Source organism: Microbaculum mangrovi (assembly GCF_051390635.1).
Taxonomy (GTDB): domain Bacteria; phylum Pseudomonadota; class Alphaproteobacteria; order Rhizobiales; family Tepidamorphaceae; genus Microbaculum.
The window spans coordinates 1-20031 of record NZ_JBPODT010000011.1; the positions used below are offsets into that span (position 1 = coordinate 1).

Consider the following 20031-nt stretch of genomic DNA (forward strand, 5'->3'; position numbering starts at 1 on the left):
CCGCGCGGTTAATACGAACCTAGAAACATAGGTTTCTAGGAATACGGTGCTGAGTGCCGCGGCTACGCCGCGACGGTCAGCAACAAAGGGCGCCGCCTAGCGCCCCTCGTACCCGGATGGGTACAGGACGTAATCCCCCCGTGTTGTCGGAAGCCGACAGAGCAGGTGAAACGACCGTGAGGCAACGAACGGGCTTTTCGCCGTCGCGTCGTCGAGCGGCCGACCCCGAACGATCTGGCGCAGGCTGCACCATCTTGTAAAAGTGCGCAGACAAGCCCGAAGCGGTGAACGCTCTCCCTATTTGCGTTAGCAGGGAGACGGAGCCGCGAAGCCCGACGAAACTCATGGTCTTGTAAAAGCCAGGTGTGTAGGAGGGAGAGCGTTCGGGGTCGGGCGCGAGACCGACAACACGGGGGAACAAATTCGCAGTTAAAACAAGGCGTTAGCCGCCGTCTGCGAATAAAACGACCCTACAATTCTATATTTGTAGGGTCAATTGTAGTGGCATTCTGTGCCACTTTCGATGCTCATGTGCGTTCAGCATAGCACGAAAACGATTAGTTTTAGGGGGATTTCCCGCTTGCCTGTCCTGATAGCAGGCACACTAAAAGACGGGTTCGCCGTAGGCGAACGCCGCTTAGAGCGATCGCCTCATTTGAGGCGGCGCTCCTAACTTCTTTTTCTTCTGAATCTTCTTTCTTCCTGTGGGAGAAAGGTATTATTTTTCAACGTGTTAGCGGAAAAAGTATTAGAAATTGGGTGATACACGCGTAGTTTTTGGGGGATTTGGGCGGTCAAACGCTTAGAACCTGGGGGATGTACCCTTAGTTTTTGGGGGCAACTCCCCTCCCCTACGGCCACATATGCAAGTGGCGGATCAGTGAAAAATTAGCTACGGTCGATTCGCAAACTAATCGTTTGGTGCGGCCGTGGATAATCCCCCGAAAGCTAATACTTCACGGGTACGGACGATCGAGCTCTCGCCTGGTTTTGGCGAGATGATTAAGCCGGCCGAGCTTATCGATATAACGGGCGCCGCGGGGCTGACGCTTGCAGCCAGGCGCCTCTACAACATTCTCCTCGCCCATGCCTTCGGCAAGGAAATGGGTATTGAGGGCTACGAGTGGACGATACCGCTCGCTGACCTGCGCGGCACCCACAAAGGCAATGAGCGTATCGAGGACAGCATCATTGCGCTCATGAAAACAATCGTGATGGTGCGGCTCCATGACGGGCGCACGCGTCGGGTGGCACTGCTTGGCGGTAACGACATGGGTGATCCTGATCGCCGGCACGGTGCGCTCACCTACTCGTTCGATAAGCGGCTCGTGCCGCTCCTCAAAGAGAGCACGGTATTTGGGAAGCTCGAGCTCGCTGTGCTGCGTGCCTTCTCAACGAAGTATGCGCTCGCACTCTACGAAGCGATCGCCAGGCGCGTACGTCTCGAGCATATCTTCTCCGAAGAGTTCAGCCTCGAGGACTTCCGTGAGCTGCTTGGCGTGCCTCCTGGCAAGCTCACAACGTACGGCAACCTGAACCAGTACGCGATCAAGCCGGCCATTACGGAGATCAACGCACTCGCTGCCTTCAACGTGAAGGTGCTCCCCCGCAAGCAAGGGCGGCGGGTCGTCGGCGTCCTTGTCGGTTGGTGGCACAAGGATCTCGACGAGCTGAAGCAAGCGTATGCAGAAACGCAGCGTCCGCACGTCGGCCGCAAGGCACGGATCACGAACACAGTTGAGTCGGTTGTCGATGCACCTGAGCTGCCACTCAATTGACCCTCATTCTTTTTTCTAAAAAGTAAATAATAATATTTACTACTATTTACTATTATTGAGTATCAAAGTGATACTAATCACGTCTCAAAGTGAGATGCATTTAATCTCAAAATGATACGGCGTATCGTTACTTATACACACCGTCTCAAAATGATACTGACCGTATCATTGAAGCAATTTTTATTTCAAAGAACTACGGATTACCGTTTTTTTATTTCGTAGATTTCGACTGACTTAATCCATTTGTCAGTCGCTACGACACCACGCTCGCCTCGAGCGATGAGACCCTTCTTCTCCGCTTCTTGGAGCGAACGGAATACCGTTGCGCGGCCAAGTTGGAGAAAGTCTGCCAGGTCGTCCTTCGACATGATGCAGTACGGATAGCGAGGGTCACTCGTCGAGAGTTTATGGATGCTGTCGATCACCACGTAGGTGTTGAGAGAGATGTCGAGCTTCTCACGGACGTCGTGGAGCACAACGCTATAGCGAGGTCGCTTTTTAAACTTCGACTTATCGACAAATCCCCCGACCGACCTAAAGTCACCCATAGAAAAATTATAGCACTAACCTGGTGCACCCTCCCCGCCGTTGTTCTCCACACCCTCCTTTGCATCATGGATGCGCTCATCGCGTCCGGCTTGGAGTGCGAGCGATTTTGTGAGGAGTTGGTGAAGGTCGCGGATCAAGTGATTGGTCTCACGATCGCGCTCGAGCATGTTGACGAGGAGTTCGTCCTTCACACGAAGCTGCTCGTCCTTCACGCGGATCTGATCCTTCAAAAATTCCACATCCTCGGATGCACCTGCATGCACCTGCGTGCGGCTAGATGCACCTGCGTGCGGGTCGTTGTTTTTCGTCGCGGTTTCGGATGTCTCTTCACTCGAAGGTGCTGCATGCACCTGCATACTGGTGCGTTCACCTGCATGCACCTGCGTGCCGTCACCTGCACCTGCATCGCCTTCGAGCTTTTCGACTAGGCGATCGACAGAGGTCGGGGTAGCGAAGTACCGACGAAACATACCGAGCTTGATTGCATCAAGCTCACCCTCGCGGCAGTAGCGTTGAATGGTGTCCTTTGATTTTTCGATGCCGAGCTCGAAGAGGCGAGCTCGAATTTCATCCACAGAAACCGTGTACTCACTCTCATCGACGGGTGCACCTGCATGCACCTGCACCTCACCTGCATCCGGCTGCACGGCGCTTTTCTCAGCCGTATTTTGTGCACCGAATGTTGGCTGCGGCCGCGGCGTGCCGATGTTGGATTGCTCCATATATCGATAGCGTAGCACGCGCACTCAGCTCGCCGGCCGATGATGTGCACAGGTTCATATGTTCCTATGTAACTAGCTTCCTCATTTACTATTTCTTTGCTTCCTAGGAAGCATGGTAGCTATACGCAGCACATGATTCGGTGGGGAAGTGATGAGCGTCATCACGGTTGCAACGAGCAAGGGCGGTGCCGGTAAGACGACCCTGGCGGAAGTCATTCTCGGCACGAGCGTCGAGCGCGGGTACTCGGTCGCTGCGATCGATGCCGACTACAATCACACGCTGAGCGATTGGGTGCGGACGTTCGCGAAGTACCCGATCGATATGCATGCCGAACTCGACGAGACAAAACTCGTCGGCCTCGTCGAAGAGCTCGAGCGTCAGCACGATGTCGTCGTGATCGACACTGCCGGCGCTGCGACGCAAGCGACGGTGTTCGCGATCGGTTGCGCTGATCTCGTCCTCGTACCTGTCCAGCTCTCGAGTGCGGACGTTATCGAGGCAATCAAAACAGCAGGGCTCGTGAAGAGCGCGTCGCAACTCATGCGACGTGACATCACGATGCGCGTCGTGCTGACCGACTACCAACCGTACACGAACATCGGGGAGCACATCCTTGCGGAGCTCGAGAAGCACGAGCTGCCGCTCATGCCGACGAAGCTGCACCGGCTCGTCGCGTTCAAAGAGATGACGTTCACCGGACACGTTCCCGATCGCGGCACGGCCGGATCACAAATTGACTTCCTCATGGATGAGGTCGTCGCACTTGCCGGCGTGCCGACACTCAAAACGAAACTAGCTTCATAGGAACCTACGAAGCTATGAGCCGGAAGGACTTGAAGAGCGTCAACGCAAACCTCGCGGAACTCGCACGTTCACTCCCGACACAAAGCACGCGTGATGCGGCGGCGGCAAAGCCGAAGGCACCCGCGCATCACGAGCCGGTCGTGCAGTTCTCGTTCGGACTGCGGAAGAGTTTGCGCAAAGAGCTCGCGCGCCTGGCGGACGATGCCGACATGACCATGCGCGCATTCATCCTGAACGCGTTAAAAGAAAAAGGATTGAACGTCACCGACGACGATCTCCTCGACCTTCGCAAAGAGAGGAGGGGAGGGGAGTAACAAAAAGCACCAGGGGCACAACTGGTGTGAGGGGGCGATGGAACACCGGCACCACGACGACGCGCACAACTATTACCAGGAGTACATGCGGAATCAGCAGCAGCGGATTCTGCACAATAAGGCACGCACCGTTCGCAAATTCATTATTACCTTTTTGATTGTTTTAGCTGCCGGTGTTGTTCTCATGATCTGTGCAGCAGCAATAATAATTTTTATTACCTCCGGTATCAGCAATATACCGAATTGGGTTGAAACCCTACTGACATTACTAATAATGTCGATGCTACTCGCTGGACTTGGCCCTGGCCTCTTACTGTCCGACTATTTCATAGGCCCCGTTGCCGATTACACATATCAATGTCCGCATCCGAATTGTGGGCAAATAATAAATCTATATTCCAATTGGGAGTGCGGATGGTGCGGGAACATAAACAGAATGAGATTTACGTGGTCACACTCCGCACTTGAGGACTGCAATCACCCCGCGTGTACGAGAAAAAAAGCGTGCGCGATCCGCTGCCCGCACTGCGAGCGCGACACAGTGTTTGATCCTGACGTGTACGAAAGATCGGGAGGCATTGGCGTTGCCAAGCTCTGTTAGACGCGGCGGCAAGCTGTAGGCGTCGGGACAACTGCGCATAGGGCAGGGGAGGGTGTGCTAAACTGTCCGTAAAATAACCATAAACAGGACAGTCACCGGCCGGCGCTCTACGTGCTGCCTGGCTCTCATATATATGTCGAGCAAAGCCCCAAACACTGAAAACCGGACAGTTCCAATTCGCAAAGCGAATGCAGAACTCCGATCGCGCGAGTACCTCACACCGAACGAAGTCGATCGCCTGATGAAAGCGGCCAGGTCGAACAGGCGAGGGCACCGAGACGCAACGATGATCTTGCTCGCGTTCAGGCACGGTTTGCGAGCAAGCGAGCTGTGCGGCCTCCGGTGGGATCAGCTCGACATGAAGCAGGCGACCGTTCATGTGAACAGGTTGAAGAATGGAATACCGAGCGTGCACCCGCTCGGCGGCTCTGAGCTTCGCGCGCTACGGAAGCTCGAGCGTGAAGAGCCACACAATCGCTACCTCTTCCTCAGTGAGCGCGGCGCCCCGATGACCGCGGAAGGGTTCCGCAAGATGGTGCGGAGGGCAGGGGAGGCGGCCGGCTTTCCGTTCACCGTGCACCCGCACATGATCCGCCACGCCTGCGGCTACAAGCTCGCGAATGAGGGAAGGGACACCCGCGCCATACAGCTCTACATGGGGCACCGGAACATTCAGAACACGGTCGGCTACATGCAGCTCTCGGCCGAGCGATTCAAAGATTTTTGGAGTGATTAGGCGTCGGCCTTCTTTGCGCGGCGTCGCTTCGCCTTCGGCTTTGCCGTAAGCGGGGCTACCATTTTTTCATAAAGGCCAAAGAGGTGCTCTACGCGCTCGCGATCAGAAGTAAATGGCTTCGGTCGATAGAGGCGGTCAACGGCACGGTCGAGCGCCTGATGCGCCTTACGCAGATTGGCCGGCATAGTATCGGGGTCGTAGAGATCGGCGAACGATGAGCCCGGATGAGTGGCACGCGCATTGAGTACATCATCAGCGAGCTTTTCCAAATTCTGTGCGGCTTTGTCGTCGATACCAGGGGCGGGAAACGTGTTGTAGACGAGGCCAATAGAATACCTGTAGTCGCTCTTTAACTTTCCACCAATGTGCCGAAGCCAACTCATGTGCATGGCCGAAGTCAGCAAGCAAAAATTTGTCTTCGTCGCATCTTTCAGCACAAACACTAGATCACTTGGGATGGTGGGCGCGTCCATCCAACCAATAGGGACATATTCGCGTCGTTCTGAGCTTACCTTCGGAATAACAAGAAAAGGGGCTGTTGGGATTACCTCGACGTTGTATTTCTCGGGGTAATTGGCAATTGCTAATGTACTCGTTCTATTGCGTCCCAAGCGATAAGCCTTCACGGCTCTCATACGCTCCACAACCTTCGGCAAAGCGCGAAGCTGAGCCGGTGTCGCATTCTGAAGAGCTAAGATCCACCTCTGCCCGCCATTGATCAGCTCTCGTGAGCCAACGTATGGCCTTAGGAACGCAGCGGCGCCTGGCTCCTGAGCTAAGAACTCAGTGCGTTGTTCCACGTTAAAAATGTAGTTCCTGTTGTCGATGGGCTGCGAGCCACTCAATAGCTTCGGGAAGCTGTTCATTGGTTTCCCGGTCTCTTGCACAATCAGGTGAGGGTTAGAGAGTCTGCCAGCATCAAAGAGGTATGGCGACAAGGCAGAGTGCCGGCTCTCATGAGGCTCGCCGTTGATGTCACTATATGAGAAGAGCCGCTTGTCCTTCGGCGCACTCACTGCCTTAGCAAGTCCGATGATGACTACGTGCACATGGGCCTTGCCGCGAGCGTCTGATCCCCATGCAAAAGTCCGATGCGCAAACGCAATCTCGAGCTTGCAGCGATCGAACAAGATAGGCCAGAGCTGCGCCACCTGCTCACCTTGGGTGATAGAATTCGTCGCAACAAAGCCAATGCGAGTTTCATCGTTCACGATGTAACTACCAGCGGTGATGAACCACGCCGTCACGTAGTCGAGCGTTCCACCGGATTTGCCGAGCGCGGCAATGCGGCGAACCTGCTCGCGTTGCTCATTCGTCTGGTACTTCGCACCAATGAATGGCGGATTGCCGAGAATGTACGAGCAATGTTCGGGTGGGAGGACTGTCGTCCAATCCATTTCGAGCGCATCCGCACAATGGATGTGCGGCGACACGCGCAGGGGGATGCGCGCAAATACCTCGCCGAACTCGAGCGAGAGCCGATTGTTCATGATGTGATCCATCATCCACAACGCAACTTCGGCGATGCGAGCAGGGAACTCGCCGATCTCAATGCCGTAGAACTGATCGACGTTGATCCTTGAAAGCGTCGTCACGTCGAGCACGCGTTGACCGCGGGGATTGAGCTCGTGAAGGAGCTCGATCTCCAAGGTGCGCAGCTCGCGGTATGAGATGATGAGGAAGTTGCCACACCCGCACGCCGGATCGAAAAAGGTGAGGGCACCGAGGCGCTCATGGAAGCGTTCAAGTGCATTGGCGCGGCCTGTGTCGCGGCGCGCTTTGAGCCGCTCAAACTCCGCACGAAGCTCGTCGAGAAAGAGTGGCTCGATCACTTTGAGAATGTTCTTCTCAGTCGTGTAGTGCGCTCCCTGGGCGCGTCGCTCGTCCGGCTCCATAACGGATTGAAAAAGAGAGCCAAAGATAGCAGGTGAAATGGCGTCCCACGAAAACTCACAGGCTTCGATGAGGAGCTTCCGCATATCGCTGTCGAATGCCGGGATGCGTAGCCGCTCGTCGAAGAGCTCGCCGTTCACATACGGGAAGCGGGCAAGATCCTCGTCGAGTTTCCTTTGCCGCTTCTCGATCGGCGTATTGAGCACCTCGAAGAGACTCGAGAGCCAGGCGCCAAGGTCGCTGCCATCCTCACGCGTGCGCTCCGTGATGAGCTCGAGGAAAATGTCACGCGGCTCGAAAATGCCGGTGTCGTCACCAAACAGGCAGAAGAGGAGGCGAACGAGGAAACGCTCGAGGTCGTGGCCGGTGTAGCCGGAATCTTTGAGCGCGTCGTGGAGCCGACCCATGAGCTCCGACGCGGCGATGTTGACGGGATCCTGGTCACGGAACGTGCGTTTCTGCACGCCGATGACAAAGCCGAACGCCTCGATGTGATCCGGCAGTTCGGCCAGGGTGAAGTGAAACTCAGTCCCCTCGTCGAGGTCGTAGAGTTCGAACGTCTGAAAGTCGCTTACCAGCACGAAGCGGGGGAGGTCACTTTCCTTGAGCCAGGGGAAGTAGTCGAACGCCTGCGTCTTTGCTTTGGTGAGATCGCGGCCGGCGCTCTTCTGCTCAACGAGGAGCACGCCTTTCCAAAAGAGGTCGATGAAGCCGTAACGGGCCTCGAGCTTTTTTACCGGCTCCTCGAAGCTCGCAACGCGGCGACGCGTGACACCAAAAATCTCGAAAAACTCATTGTAGAAGGTTTGAGTTTCTCCCTTCTCGTAACGGGCGTCTTTCCATTCCTCAGCAAATGTGGCGGCACGGACTCGAATTTCATTCCAACTCAGACGCATAGATGAGGGGTTAGTGTAGCTAACAGCCATATTGTACCACCCGGCAGCAGGGGAATCGCGTGAGTCGCAACGTGACTCGCGTGCAACGAAAAAGCGAATCTGATGAGTGGCTAGATTGCAGGCTGAATGCCTTACAAACCCTCACCCCGAGCACGAAAAAACCCCGCCGCCTGGCGGGGTTTCTGTTCGTCCTACTGGACGGGCAGTGAAGGGCGTACCGGCTGGAATGCCCGCTTGCGGCGTGACCGTGCGGCTTCCTGGCCGCGTCGGTAGCTCGCAAGTATCTCGTCCTTGATGAAGCTCACGGCGCCATCAACGCGAGATGGATCGCTCTCGACTTCGCGGAAGAGTTCGCGAAGGCGGGCATCAATTGCGTGCATGTATGTCATAGCGGGGAATTGATAGGCCAAAGCGATCTAAACGCCGCTCGGCTCAGGCGACCACACAGGCGATCGTCAATGCCCCCGCGGCTTGACGCGTCTGTACAATGGAGCTCACCGAGACGGCGATTAGGTACGGGTGAGGAAGAACAAAAGAGCCATCCGGCTCTAACTGAGGCACTGACGATCCACAATTTTGTTGGCTACACATATTTCCATGAGTGAGCCGAAGAGTATTTGGACGATTTGCTTCGCGCGTGGTAGATTGCCAGCAAAGGCACAGTGATATGGCTTATCGCAATAAAACATATGTCTGCTTCGACGGCGACACAGACATGCATTATTATCGAATGATGCTGGCCTGGGTCGAGAGTGATAAAGTAAGTTTCGACTTCTACAATGCGCACGATCTAAATACGGCACGTGATACGAGCCAGGAAGAAAGCATCAAGCGGCAACTCCGCGAGCGCCTGGCGAATTCAAAGCTAATGATTGTCCTTATAGGCGAAAAAACTCGCTTCCTTCGAAAATTCGTGCAGTGGGAAATGGAGTCGGCTCTTCGGCTCGACATGCCAATCATTGGCGTAAATCTCAATGGAAGCCGGGTGCGGACCAGCGAATGCCCTGCCGCTATAAAAGACGAATTAGTTATTTACGTGCCATTTGGTGCGAAAATCATAGAGTATGCGATGAACAATTGGCCCGAATCGTACAAACGTCATCAAACAAACGGCGATACGGGGCCGTATAATTACAAAGAGTCCGTATATAAAGAGCTAAATATATAATGAGCTACCGTGTGAGTTCGTTCCGAACCTGGTCGTTTTGGCGATATGCGCTATTTTCAAAACACTCACTGCGATCGTTCTTCTCAGCAATAGGCGCTCTCTATTTACTTATAGAGATATTGGATTTCTTTGGTGTCGTTTCAAAGGCTGTATATCCTAAATGGTCTCCCATTCTAATCGTCGTTGCCGCAGTAGTTTATGTAATTTTTTCACGGCGGCCGGTTCTGGCGATATCGTATAAGGTGCCTCGAAAGGACTTTTGTTTTGAGGTAAAAATAGGGGATATTTTTGGCGCAAATGCAGAAACTGTAATCAGCTCCAACACAACTTTTGACACAGACTTACAAGGGGGACTGATCGCTGAGAACAGCCTCCAAGGACAAATGACCGAGCGCTTCTTTTCCGGCAACATTGACGAGCTAGACCGACAGATAGAGGCGTCTCTGAAAGACAGACCTTATAGTGAGATTGAGCGGGGGAAGGGTAAGACGAAAAAATACTCCATTGGTGAAGTGGCGCGTGTGCGGGTGGCAGACAAGAACTTTTATTTGTGCGCCATGGCTCATATGAGTGAAGCAGGGAATGCTGAAACCAATGTGAGATTGGTAGACACGGCCCTTGAGAAGTTATGGAATTACATGGCTGAGAGCGGGGAGTTGGGTGACATAGCAATCCCAATCATGGGCACAGGGCGCGGACGGCTGAATATCCCTCGTAAGAAAATGGTGGAACGGATCGCCCAGTCGTTCGCCGATGCATCTAGAGATCGTGTTTTCTCCAACAAACTAATTATTTATGTCAGTCCTTCTGATGCTGAGAGTTTTGGCGTCAATTTATTCGAGATTCGAGATTATCTAAGTCAAAGCCTGCACGTTTAAAAGAGAGCATAATAGGGCGTTAAAAAGCCATATAATTAGGGTCGCACAACATTTAATTCGCGACCCATGACACTGCTCAATGGTACATCCGCACATGATCCGCCACGCCTGCGGCTACAACGATAAGGTCGATGCTGGGGGACACGCTGTCTGGTTCGTGACCATAGTTCTCACGTCTAGCGCGTTGCCCCACGCGTCAACACAGAAGTACCGTCCTTCACCTAGCGGTACTGAAATTACATAGCCATTCGTTGTGTCGTTGCACACATAATGCCCCCCGCTCGCACTTGTTGATTCCTGTAATTGCATTCGGACAATTGTTTCGCTGCAAAAGCCAGTGTAATCATTTTCGTTGTTTGTGTAATAGATTTCTGCTTTTTCTCTCATGCTACTTATATTTGCTTTGAGCCGCGCTTTTTCACCTAGTTCCCGCGCTGAATTGAGAGATGCCAGTATGACTGATGCAAGTATCCCTATTACAATGACCGAAGCAAATACGGCAATAGTGACAACCAAGGTTGTGTTGCCGGCTTTAGCAACTCCAAACGCACCACTCTTATCCTTTAATGCAACAAAACTCGATCCGCATTTAGGACACACGTACGGACGAGTGACGACGTAATAGATTAAGGTGATCGGCCAGAAAAAGAAGAATGCTATCCAGACGAGGACTTGTGCCCACGTACTTCGTCCTGGTGCTCCCATGCCAACATAATTGCAATTACCGCACTTTATAGTGCCGTCGTAATGTCGGTTGTTTACAACAATTCCATATATTATGAATATTGGGAGCGCTAATAGCGAAAGAGAAAAGAGTAATGGCACCAATGTGTTATTAACAAACAATACAAACTTAGATGGATTCCCTGAGCTGCCGCCGATAATATTTACGAATCCCCAAAATACAATTGTTCCGAGAAATACCCATACCGGCAAAAGCGCGTAATAAAGTGCTCTCCTTGGGCGCTTATATGATGCATCAGAAGGCGCTTCTGTGACCCCGGAATTTTGTGGCTGCGGTGCTTCTATAGACTGACCGCATTGTGTGCAATATTTCGCTGAATCATCATTCTTTGCGCCGCATTGTGTGCAATACATGATTTGGGGATTTTATATGTTATAAGGATGATAGTGTTAACATTACTCTCTAGGTTTGTATTCGTCTAGTGACCTGTACTTCAACTAGAAATACATTACTTATGCCTAAGCAAAAGAAAAATTCTTCTCCGAACGCGAACAAGCAAGACGTGCAGACTTTGGAGGATCTCCGCAAGGAGAGCCCCGAAGCGGTGGACGCATTCGTGAAGGGGATGGAAGAGTACCTGGGCGAGGTCAAATGGTTCGAGGACACATTTTTGAACCAGAAACCGGATAAGAAACAAAAGGCACGTCGTTATGGAAAAATCCTATTAAACAGCGTGCTGGCAATTATTGTTATCACACTGCTACTTCTACTCGGTATAAAATCCTGTGAATCAAAGAAAGTTTGTGACGCTCAGACTAGCCTCGAGTGTCAGTATGAATCTCACTGTAAACCTCTTTTGTTTGGGTTGCTTTCTCGGCTTTAAAATTCTGCATCTGATTTAATCACAGTACGAGGATTGCCCCCTTCCGCTGGGCCAACAATACCTTCATCTTCTAGTCTATCTATGAGTGCCGCTGCACGCGAATACCCAATACGAAACTTGCGCTGTAAATATGATGTCGATGCTTTTCCGGCGTCGATGACCGCTGCTTTAACGTCGTCATATAACTCATCATCGGAATCAAATGGATCTTCTGCGCCGATTGGGGCGATGCCGTCCTCTGTATTTGATTTCCTATTGTAAAGAACAAGAGCTCCAACCACTACGAGAATGGAGGCGTAATAATAAAACTCTGGGATTGCGCACTGTTGGACAATATCGAAATTGTCACACTGCTCACCTGGCTGTAGAAAATAGTTATACGCAGCGAGTATCAGACCGCCGCCAAGTAAAATTTCTCCGGTGTATTTGTTTTTACTATGCATAAGTCGAGTTGCTGTTACGTGATTAACACCTCCTTCCCTCCCCCGTTCACGTACGGCACGGACAACAGATCACCGTCGTGCCTGGCGATCGTCTCAAAGTCCGTGAACAAGAACAGCCCCGGCTTCACAACATACGGCCGCACGGCAAGGTGCTGCTCAAAGGCACGCTGCATCTCAATGACGCGGGCGGGGTTCGTCGTCACCGTGAGCACCTGGAACACCGGAATCCCGAACGTGTCCTTGTGTGCCTCATTGCGGAATGCCTGGGCGTAGACCACGAACTTCCGCATCACGGATGTGTCGCGAAAGAAGCTCCGCGATTTGAGCTTGCGCTCCCCTGGGAGAATGGTCTCGGTGCCGCGGTCGATCTCGAGAAAGAGAAAGCGGCGGTTCTGTCCGTCCGGCTTGTCGAGGTAGCGCAGCCCGAAAATCTGATCGGGTGCTGTCCCCTCTTCCTCTCCGTACCCGTGCCAGTCCATGCGCGTGCGTATGGTCGTGTCCTGCCGGCGTGCGCTCGTCCGCTGACGTGGCGCGCCGTGTAGGATCTCGTCGAAGTGAATCAGCTCGAGCGCAGGGCGTCGTCGCACTGCCTGCTCGAGCCCGACCATGAAGCGCGTTGTCTCGAGCGCGTGCTCGATGTTGTGCCCGCGGAGCTCGCGGTTCTTCTGCGCCCACCGATCGCTGCCGACGATTGCGCCGTGCTCGTCGCGCAAGAGGCGTGCTCCTTCCCTGTCGAGCGCGTAGACCATCGGCGATGATCCCGCGACCTGGCGGCGGGTGCTGTTCTGCTGCCGCGGCCGGTCAAGAAACTGCGCGTCGTAGAGCGCGCGCAAACGGCGCGTGAGCTGCTGCTCTGAACGGTTAGGAAAAAGAGAGCGAATGCTCTCGGCGTCGATCACACGGTGCCGGTACACCTGCCACAAAATAGCGAGGTCATCTTCTGTGAGCTGAACGTTCGGCCGTGCCTTTGGCCGCTTGAATCGAGGTGAGGGAGCGCGGACGGTTGCCATAGGAATATTCTAGCAAACAGCGCACGCTCATCCCAGGAATGCGCTCTCCTCGTCCTCCTCGTTCTGAGGGGGCGGCAAACGGTACTCGCCGGCAATCCGCACAAGCTCGAGCTCGCGCGTCTCGAGTGTCTTTGCGGCTAGACCGGCGGGCAACACGTAGGGGCTCGCCTCCATGATCCGCTTCTTGAAGGACGCCACCACGCTGTCGGGCACGATCGGCTCCTGCACATGGAACGTCGCGATATCAAAGCTCGGCACGCCAGGGCCTTTGACGACGGCATTCTGTTTCGGGATGCTCCGAAGTCGCGCGACGGCCATGTGGCGGACGTTCTCAAGGCCATGCACGGCGCCGACACGGTTCTCGAGAATGGGCATAAGTGTCTCGGATTGTCCGCGAGAGGATCCACGTGCGTGCGTCGATGCGCTTGTGGTTGTGCGTCCTGATGAGGTACTCGAGCCGGCACTCCTGCTCATGCTCCAACTCGTACCCGAGCTCGTGCTCTCGCCGGCACTCGAGCTAGAGCCCTGGACAACCCCAACCGGATAGCCGTCTTTGTCGTAGGTGTTACTCGAGCTCGTGCCGTCACCTGAGCTTTCGGATGAGCCATGCGACGCGCCTTCACTCATCCCCACACTCTCCGACTCGCTCCACGATTCACTAGACGCTTCACTCTCTGTCTCGCTGCTGCTCTCTGACTCGCTCCACTGATTGAGCCAGGTGCGCGCGTAGCCGACGACGGTCTCCTTCGTCAGCGCCTCCACAGGAATTTGGAGGTCGTACTCGGTGCGGAAAAGCTCGTCAGCCATCAAGGTTGCGTCGGCGTCGGAAAGACCGCCGAACACCACCTTGTTCTGTATCGCCATGACAGCGGCGTAGATACCAGGGCTCTGCTCGCGGAGCTGCTCGAGCCACTGGTGCGCCAGGATGGCGTGGAGGCCATACTTGCGCGTCTGTGCGAGGAGATCGGCAACGTCGGCCGTGAGGTACTCGCCGCACTCGTCGATGTAGAGATAGAAGGGGTGCGCTTTGGCGTGCGTCGTGTCGCGCTGCTTCGCAACGTAGAACAGCTCACGCACAATGAGCGCACCGAGCGCGCGGGCACGGTCTGCTCCGATGCCGCGGGCGGACAGATTGACGAGCACAATCTCGTCCTCGTCCATGCAGCGACGGAAGTCGATGGCACTCGAGGGCGTTCCGAACATCTCCGTGAGCTCGGGGTCGTCGAGGAGTTCAAGGAGGCGCCGGCGTATGCCCCCAAACTCGGTGATGAACTCTCGAGGTGCACGCTTCTTCATAATGTCGAACCCTCGCCACAGCTCGCGAGTGTTCGGGTCTTTGATGTTGGAAACCATGTACGCAAGCCGGCCGTCCGGGTCATCTAAGCCGGTGAGTTGAAATGATTCTGCGAGTGTCTGATGCGAGTAAATGAGCGCAGCAAGCACAGCACGAAGGGTGATGCGGATCGCCGGCGTCGCGTGCGAGTCTTCCCCGCCCCACACCTGGGCGAGTGCCTCAATCACGTTGTCCACGCGATCGCGAGGCTTCTCGCCAGGTCGCACGGCTAACGGGTTAAAGGAAAAACGCCAATCGGGATTGCTCGGGTCAACGAGGTGGATGCGACGAAACTTGTCGGCACCAATGTCGGCACAGAATTTTATGATGTCGTCGCACAGCTCGCCGTGCGGGTCGATGAGGCACAGGCCATGACCGGCGACAATATCCTTCCGTATGAGGTGCTCGAGAAACTTTGATTTCCCCTGCCCCGACCCGCCGATGACGTGGAGGTGCGTCGAGCGTCGTTCGGGGTCGAAGTACACCCGCCGATGGTTTGATGTACCAATGGGGATGCGCTTCGCGCACATGGCTACCTGCTCTCGCTGTCGTCGTACGCCGCTTGGTGACGTGCCCGCGCGATGTTCTCACGATCCTCGTCGGTGAGGTTCTCCTCACCGCCACGCTCTGCAATGAGGTCGGCAATTACTTCCTCGGCCATGATGCTATGCCGGCCTTTGGCGCCGTAGCGCGCCATGTTCCGATACGCTTCACGTCGCGCATCGCCTTTTGACCGCGGCGGGTTATCGAGTGCCCGCACGTCCCGTTGTCGGCGGGCGCTCTCTTTGTCGCTCTCTTCCTGTATCTCCCTGAGCTTTGCCTGCTTCTCCGCGAGCTTAATTTGCTCTTCGGTGAGCTTCGTTTGCTCGGCCACGAGCGACGCCTGTTTGCGCTGCTGCGCAAGCGCGCGCTCATGCCCTTCGTCGAACTCGCTGCGCTCAATGAGCTTCGCCCAAAGCTCGAGCTCACCTTCGATGTATTTAATCGTGTCGTTGTTGTGCCCGAGGCGCTCTGCGATGTAGCGGCGTTGCCCGCGCGAAAGCAGGCGCTCACGCCACAACGCTGAGAGCTGCCGGATCACCAAGCCGGCCGGCCGTGCCCGTATCGAATCCAAAGCTGATTGGATCTCACCTAAGTCGGTCGGCGCCTCGTCGCGTACGGCGACCGCGGTCGCCTTCCTGCGCGTGCCGCGGGTGCCACCAAAGCCGGCACACTCCGTACAAGTCACGGTACGGGGCGTCGGCATTCCAGGGCTCGCAATCTGCACGACACCTGTCCCGCCACACTTTGAGCAGACCTTTTCGGAGCTTGGTTCGTTCACGCCGGACGCTCCATTTCTCTAACGTGTTGAAAAATAAAGAAAATGTGGCATAGTGTCAACTAGATAGCGCCGTCCTGTCGGCAGTTGGTCGCCTGAATTGTCGGGCGTCCATAGCCGATGGAACGGAGGGGTTCATGCTAACGTTTAAGCTCGTAACGGGCATGGTGGTGGGTTATGCCATCGTGTCGTTCGTTTTGCTTTTCATCGTCACCGTTCGACAAAAGAAACGGTATCGCCCGCGCCAACAGGCAGCGATCGTACCGGCCGTGGCGAGATATTCGGTATTAGACGAGGTTTTTTCAGGGGCGGCCAGGCCGCCATCTGAGAACGAGATAAAACAAGAGAAGGCTCGGAGCCTACTTGCGCAATCGCGTGAAGAGCTCGCCGATTGGTACATCGAACAAACAACCGTACATGGCGTACCGGATCATGAAGCCCATCACGCGTTCATCGAACAGTGGCGGAAGGTCTGCAATCTGGTGAAAGCCAAGTATGGCGACATGATTTGCCAAACGGCGCTCTATCAACTCAGGCTCGACGACCGCCAATAATGTTCCCCTAGCCCCCGACTCCGGTCGGGGGTTTTCTTATTGCGAGAGCCAGGAGCGTACGCGCTTCTCCACCTCTGCACGCTTCCTCCCATCTCGTCGGCGGCATCGTTCGATGATCGTCGCCGTGCGATCGTAGCGCGGGGCGTTCTCCGGTTCGGTCGTGCCCCTGCAGGGCGTGCCGGCCGCACCATCTGCAACGAGCCGCGCGCATATCTGACCGCGCGCCAGGTCGCGGAAGGTTGCTGGCGCGTACTCCCCTACCTCGTGCGCCAGGTGCTCGGCGTCGGGCGCCGACACACGAAACGACACGACGCTGCCGACGTTACCAAAGACGGCGGCGCGCACTTCGTCATTGAGCTGCTCGAGGTACTGGTGCGCAACGGTGAGCGTGAGCCCGTACTTGCGCGCCTCTGAGAGCACGCTCGCGAAGGCGTCCGTCGTGAAGTTGTGGAACTCGTCGATGTAGAGGTTGAAGTCGCGACGGTCTGCCTCGGGGATGCTCGCGCGGCGCATAGCGGCTTGTTGAAAACCGGATGCGATGAGTGAGCCGAGCAAGTTTGCCGGCTCCTCGCCGAGCGTTCCTTTGGAGAGCCGCACGATGAGTATCTTCCGGCGCTCCATGATGTCGGCAAGGTCGATCGACGGGCGCCACTGCCCGAGTATGTTGCGGATGAACGGATTAGAAAGAAGGGCACCGATCTTGTTTTGAACGGGTGAGAGCGACTCGATGAGGAGGCGCTCGTTCCAGGTCTCAAACTCGTCTTTGAAGAAGCTCCGCACACGCGGATCTTCGACGTGTCGAAGTACCTTCGCACGGTACTGAGGGCGCACCAGGATGAGCGGCAGCGAAAGAATGGACGGCCGTACGTGGTCAGGTGCCTCGAGCGTTGCCGCGATCACGTTGTAGAGGATGTACTCGAGCCGCGGCCCCCAACTGTCGCGCCAGATGTGTTTCATCGACGCGACCAGGTTGCCGGCGACGAGCGCACGTTCGTCTGCGGGCACGCGGTAGAACGGATTGAGGCCAACCGGATGCGCAATGTCGGAAGGGTCGAGCAACACCACGTCGTCGATGCGTCGGGGTGGGACGCGAGCGAGTACGTCGTGCGCCAGGTCGCCGTGCGGGTCGATGAGCGCAATCCCCTCCCCAGCTTCGATGTCCTGGGCGATGAGTTCGCGCAAGAGGGTCGATTTGCCGGTGCCGGTCTGTCCGATGAGGTACAGGTGCCGGCGCCGATCGGTACGTGAAAGCACGAGCGGCTGCGTTCCGCCCCACACCTCACGTTTCCCTAAGCAAAGTCCCTCTCGCTCCATAAGCCAAAGCCAGCCACGCCGCAGCCTGGGCTCTGGTGCACAAATCGGCGGGCACCAGAGAGCCAGGGCGCGTTCATGCCGATTGTCGAACGCGCAACATTCCTCGTACCGTGCGATGTGCCTTGCTCGCGAACCCGAAAGTGTGGGCGGAGAGGAGTGTGGGGCGGGGCTGACTTTGAGGTACGAAGCAAAATTTCTGTCTGCTTAATCGCAGTATAGGACGAAGAAAGGGCTTAGCAGTAAAAAGGTCTGTGTATATTTGACAATACTTGCGACACGCGTAGTATTCGCCGAGATGTACTTGCGCTCGTCAAGTATTGGAGGATTTTAAGCTATGCCTGCACAACGCGTTGACTTCAAATTTGTACGTGAACATGCCGATTTTGAGGCGGTTTTCACGCACTATGGCATCGCGCTTGAAAAGGACGGCACGAAGGCCGGACAGTTCAAAGCGATCTGCCCCTTCCACGAGGATCACAAGCCGTCGCTCAAAATCAACACGGAGCGGAACTTGTACAACTGTTTCCCGTGTGACGCGGGCGGCAACATCCTCGAGTTTGTCAAAGCAATGGAAGGAAGCGACAACCTTCGCGATGCGGCAATCACGCTCGCTTCGATCTGCGGCATCGAGACTGCGCCAGGACACGGCCATAAGCCGAAGTCCGAACGAGGACAGGGCGCCAGGCGCTCAAAATCGAACGCTGAGAGGCGTACTCCTCAATCAGCTAAGAATGGCGCCGCCGCCCCCTATTCGGCCGAATCTGACGCTCCTAGCGCGTCAGAACAGCACGAGGAGAGCGAGGAGGACGGCGTGCCGTACAATCGGCCGCTCACCTTCGAGCTCAAGAACCTCGAGCTCGAGCATCCGTTCTTTACGGAGCGCGGCATCACGCCGGAACTCATCGAGGCGTTCGGGCTCGGTATCGCAACGCGCGGCATGATGAAGGGTCGCCTCGTGATCCCCATTCACAATGCGCGCGGCGAACTCGTCGCGTACTGCGGCCGGTTTCCGGCCGACGTAGCGCCCGAGGATGAACCGAAATACAAGCTCCCGCCTGGATTTCGGAAGGAGCTCGAGCTCTTCAACCTGCACCGAGCCGCGGCACGGATGCGGGATGAGCACACGGGTGTGCTCGTCGTGGTCGAAAGCTACTTCTCGGCCATGCGGCTTGACCGCATCGGCATTCCAACGGTGTCCCCGATGGGGCGCTCGATCTCGCCGCAACAGGTCGAGCTCGTCGCCTCACTCCAACCGTCGCGGATCATCGTCATGTTTGATGGCGATGAACCAGGACGGAAGGGCGCCCTCTCGGTCGCTGCGGAACTGGTGGCAACGCACACCTACGTCCGCGCGGCCGAAGTGCCTGACGGCTTCAAGCCGCATCGGGCGCCTGAACAGGAGCTCTTTGAGCTCCTGCAACGGCTCACGGAGGATGTACTCCCCTCCCCTACGGAGCACTGACACACGCCCCGCCAGGTCATCCTGGTGGGGCTTTTTTGCTGCTCACGAAACACGACAAAACCCCGCCGTTTGGCGGGGTTATCGCTTAGTACTCGTCGGCACGAAGGATTGTGAGGACGCGGCGGGTCTTGTGTGGATCTGCGGCATCCTCCGAATGGTATTCGAGGTTCTGGTCGTAATAGTCGATTTTCCAGAAATACCGCTCGCCTTTAACAGTCACGGCGCCGAAGTCACGCTCACCGTAGGGATCGTTCTCGGGCGACGGCGTATCACCTCGAACCGCCATGTAGAGGCGGTCGAGGGTGTCAGGCGGCAAGGCCGCGACGCCGTTCGTGATTACGACATTGCCACCTGCAAAGGTCGCGCGGAGCGCGTCGTTGAGGCGTGCAATGCGCGCCGATCGCTGTTCGTCATGTTCCATGATGTGAAGAGCTGAAAGGCTTGTAAGGTTCGACCGCACACGCTGGTAGTGCCAGCCTGCACGAGCGAGGGCAGCACTGTGAGAGAGGCTCGGCGGTCAATGCCCGACGGGTTTCCCGAGTGGCTTGACGGATGAGGGTGCGCAGTACAATGGAGCGATGCAGGCAGGCACCGAACACGAAAACCGCGCAACCGCGCGGTTAATACGAACCTAGAAACATAGGTTTCTAGGAATACGGTGCTGAGTGCCGCGGCTACGCCGCGACGGT

At 55.7% G+C, this 20031-nt stretch carries 18 protein-coding genes; 8 read left to right on the plus strand and 10 right to left on the minus strand.

The features are described 5' to 3' along the window. Window positions 1-998: 998 nt before the first annotated feature. Window positions 999-1778 (plus strand): replication initiation protein, encoded by a 780-nt coding sequence (locus ACSF9G_RS23670; RefSeq protein ID WP_436644532.1) that lies wholly within the window; start codon window positions 999-1001, stop codon window positions 1776-1778. A 200-nt stretch (window positions 1779-1978) separates the two neighbouring features. Here the strand turns inward: ACSF9G_RS23670 and ACSF9G_RS23675 are convergent, their stop codons facing one another. Together ACSF9G_RS23675 and ACSF9G_RS23680 are read right to left on the minus strand one after the other, a co-directional pair. After that, a complete protein-coding gene (locus tag ACSF9G_RS23675; RefSeq protein ID WP_436644533.1) occupies window positions 1979-2326 on the minus strand; it encodes a helix-turn-helix domain-containing protein in 348 nt (115 codons plus the stop codon). Window positions 2327-2341: 15 nt separating this feature from the next. Beyond that, window positions 2342-3073, minus strand: a complete 732-nt coding sequence (locus tag ACSF9G_RS23680; protein ID WP_436644534.1) for a helix-turn-helix domain-containing protein — start codon at window positions 3071-3073, stop codon at window positions 2342-2344. Between the two features lie 127 nt (window positions 3074-3200). On the opposite strand from ACSF9G_RS23680, the gene ACSF9G_RS23685 reads away from it, so the two are divergent. From ACSF9G_RS23685 to ACSF9G_RS23695, 3 genes are all read left to right on the plus strand, one after another. Next, window positions 3201-3854, plus strand: coding sequence for a division plane positioning ATPase MipZ (locus tag ACSF9G_RS23685; RefSeq protein ID WP_436644535.1), 654 nt, complete (start codon window positions 3201-3203; stop codon window positions 3852-3854). Between the two features lie 14 nt (window positions 3855-3868). Continuing rightward, complete coding sequence (locus ACSF9G_RS23690; RefSeq protein ID WP_436644536.1) at window positions 3869-4168, plus strand: hypothetical protein; 300 nt, start codon at window positions 3869-3871, stop codon at window positions 4166-4168. A gap of 734 nt (window positions 4169-4902) precedes the next feature. After that, complete coding sequence (locus tag ACSF9G_RS23695) at window positions 4903-5505, plus strand: tyrosine-type recombinase/integrase (RefSeq protein ID WP_436644537.1); 603 nt, start codon at window positions 4903-4905, stop codon at window positions 5503-5505. Here the strand turns inward: ACSF9G_RS23695 and ACSF9G_RS23700 are convergent. Further along, window positions 5502-8324, minus strand: a complete 2823-nt coding sequence (locus tag ACSF9G_RS23700) for a class I SAM-dependent DNA methyltransferase (RefSeq protein WP_436644538.1) — start codon at window positions 8322-8324, stop codon at window positions 5502-5504. The two genes, ACSF9G_RS23695 and ACSF9G_RS23700, sit on opposite strands and share 4 nt — an antisense overlap. Before the next feature lie 637 nt (window positions 8325-8961). On the opposite strand from ACSF9G_RS23700, the gene ACSF9G_RS23705 reads away from it, so the two are divergent. Together ACSF9G_RS23705 and ACSF9G_RS23710 are read left to right on the plus strand one after the other, a co-directional pair. Continuing rightward, a complete protein-coding gene (locus ACSF9G_RS23705) occupies window positions 8962-9462 on the plus strand; it encodes a TIR domain-containing protein (RefSeq protein ID WP_436644539.1) in 501 nt (166 codons plus the stop codon). After that, window positions 9462-10340: a macro domain-containing protein gene (locus tag ACSF9G_RS23710; RefSeq protein ID WP_436644540.1), complete on the plus strand. Its 879-nt coding sequence runs from the start codon at window positions 9462-9464 to the stop codon at window positions 10338-10340. The genes ACSF9G_RS23705 and ACSF9G_RS23710 overlap by 1 nt, the downstream gene beginning before the upstream one ends. A 114-nt stretch (window positions 10341-10454) precedes the next feature. Here the strand turns inward: ACSF9G_RS23710 and ACSF9G_RS23715 are convergent, their stop codons facing one another. From ACSF9G_RS23715 to ACSF9G_RS23735, 5 genes are all read right to left on the minus strand, one after another. Next, window positions 10455-11438 carry a zinc-ribbon domain-containing protein gene (locus ACSF9G_RS23715; RefSeq protein ID WP_436644541.1) on the minus strand — a complete coding sequence of 328 codons (984 nt, stop codon included), beginning with the start codon at window positions 11436-11438 and terminating at the stop codon, window positions 10455-10457. Between the two features lie 466 nt (window positions 11439-11904). Further along, entirely contained in the window at window positions 11905-12351 is a 447-nt protein-coding gene (locus ACSF9G_RS23720) for a DNA translocase FtsK (protein ID WP_436644542.1), read from the minus strand. A gap of 14 nt (window positions 12352-12365) precedes the next feature. Beyond that, entirely contained in the window at window positions 12366-13361 is a 996-nt protein-coding gene (locus ACSF9G_RS23725; RefSeq protein WP_436644543.1) for a replication-relaxation family protein, read from the minus strand. A gap of 27 nt (window positions 13362-13388) precedes the next feature. Then, window positions 13389-15224, minus strand: coding sequence for a type IV secretory system conjugative DNA transfer family protein (locus tag ACSF9G_RS23730; RefSeq protein ID WP_436644544.1), 1836 nt, complete (start codon window positions 15222-15224; stop codon window positions 13389-13391). A 2-nt stretch (window positions 15225-15226) separates the two neighbouring features. Then, window positions 15227-15940 carry a hypothetical protein gene (locus ACSF9G_RS23735; protein ID WP_436644545.1) on the minus strand — a complete coding sequence of 238 codons (714 nt, stop codon included), beginning with the start codon at window positions 15938-15940 and terminating at the stop codon, window positions 15227-15229. 209 nt (window positions 15941-16149) lie between these two features. Between ACSF9G_RS23735 and ACSF9G_RS23740 the strand changes: the two genes are divergently transcribed. Then, window positions 16150-16566, plus strand: a complete 417-nt coding sequence (locus tag ACSF9G_RS23740) for a hypothetical protein (protein ID WP_436644546.1) — start codon at window positions 16150-16152, stop codon at window positions 16564-16566. 36 nt (window positions 16567-16602) lie between these two features. Here ACSF9G_RS23740 and ACSF9G_RS23745 read toward each other — a convergent pair whose 3' ends face one another. Then, entirely contained in the window at window positions 16603-17820 is a 1218-nt protein-coding gene (locus tag ACSF9G_RS23745; protein ID WP_436644547.1) for a type IV secretory system conjugative DNA transfer family protein, read from the minus strand. A gap of 394 nt (window positions 17821-18214) precedes the next feature. Between ACSF9G_RS23745 and ACSF9G_RS23750 the strand changes: the two genes are divergently transcribed. Continuing rightward, window positions 18215-19342 carry a CHC2 zinc finger domain-containing protein gene (locus ACSF9G_RS23750; protein ID WP_436644548.1) on the plus strand — a complete coding sequence of 376 codons (1128 nt, stop codon included), beginning with the start codon at window positions 18215-18217 and terminating at the stop codon, window positions 19340-19342. Window positions 19343-19427: 85 nt separating this feature from the next. On the opposite strand, the gene ACSF9G_RS23755 is transcribed toward ACSF9G_RS23750, so the two are convergent. Beyond that, window positions 19428-19763 carry a DUF3768 domain-containing protein gene (locus ACSF9G_RS23755; RefSeq protein WP_436644549.1) on the minus strand — a complete coding sequence of 112 codons (336 nt, stop codon included), beginning with the start codon at window positions 19761-19763 and terminating at the stop codon, window positions 19428-19430. Between the last annotated feature and the right edge of the window lie 268 nt (window positions 19764-20031).

Bases quoted from the DNA above. Each gene is read 5' to 3' on its own strand.
- ACSF9G_RS23670 (WP_436644532.1), top strand. From the start codon at position 999: ATGATTAAGCCGGCCGAGCTTATCGATATAACGGGCGCCGCGGGGCTG.
- ACSF9G_RS23675 (WP_436644533.1), bottom strand. From the start codon at position 2,326: ATGGGTGACTTTAGGTCGGTCGGGGGATTTGTCGATAAGTCGAAGTTT.
- ACSF9G_RS23685 (WP_436644535.1), top strand. From the start codon at position 3,201: ATGAGCGTCATCACGGTTGCAACGAGCAAGGGCGGTGCCGGTAAGACG.
- ACSF9G_RS23690 (WP_436644536.1), top strand. From the start codon at position 3,869: ATGAGCCGGAAGGACTTGAAGAGCGTCAACGCAAACCTCGCGGAACTC.
- ACSF9G_RS23695 (WP_436644537.1), top strand. From the start codon at position 4,903: ATGTCGAGCAAAGCCCCAAACACTGAAAACCGGACAGTTCCAATTCGC.
- ACSF9G_RS23700 (WP_436644538.1), bottom strand. From the start codon at position 8,324: ATGGCTGTTAGCTACACTAACCCCTCATCTATGCGTCTGAGTTGGAAT.
- ACSF9G_RS23705 (WP_436644539.1), top strand. From the start codon at position 8,962: ATGGCTTATCGCAATAAAACATATGTCTGCTTCGACGGCGACACAGAC.
- ACSF9G_RS23710 (WP_436644540.1), top strand. From the start codon at position 9,462: ATGAGCTACCGTGTGAGTTCGTTCCGAACCTGGTCGTTTTGGCGATAT.
- ACSF9G_RS23715 (WP_436644541.1), bottom strand. From the start codon at position 11,438: ATGTATTGCACACAATGCGGCGCAAAGAATGATGATTCAGCGAAATAT.
- ACSF9G_RS23720 (WP_436644542.1), bottom strand. From the start codon at position 12,351: ATGCATAGTAAAAACAAATACACCGGAGAAATTTTACTTGGCGGCGGT.
- ACSF9G_RS23725 (WP_436644543.1), bottom strand. From the start codon at position 13,361: ATGGCAACCGTCCGCGCTCCCTCACCTCGATTCAAGCGGCCAAAGGCA.
- ACSF9G_RS23730 (WP_436644544.1), bottom strand. From the start codon at position 15,224: ATGTGCGCGAAGCGCATCCCCATTGGTACATCAAACCATCGGCGGGTG.
- ACSF9G_RS23735 (WP_436644545.1), bottom strand. From the start codon at position 15,940: ATGCCGACGCCCCGTACCGTGACTTGTACGGAGTGTGCCGGCTTTGGT.
- ACSF9G_RS23740 (WP_436644546.1), top strand. From the start codon at position 16,150: ATGCTAACGTTTAAGCTCGTAACGGGCATGGTGGTGGGTTATGCCATC.
- ACSF9G_RS23750 (WP_436644548.1), top strand. From the start codon at position 18,215: ATGCCTGCACAACGCGTTGACTTCAAATTTGTACGTGAACATGCCGAT.
- ACSF9G_RS23755 (WP_436644549.1), bottom strand. From the start codon at position 19,763: ATGGAACATGACGAACAGCGATCGGCGCGCATTGCACGCCTCAACGAC.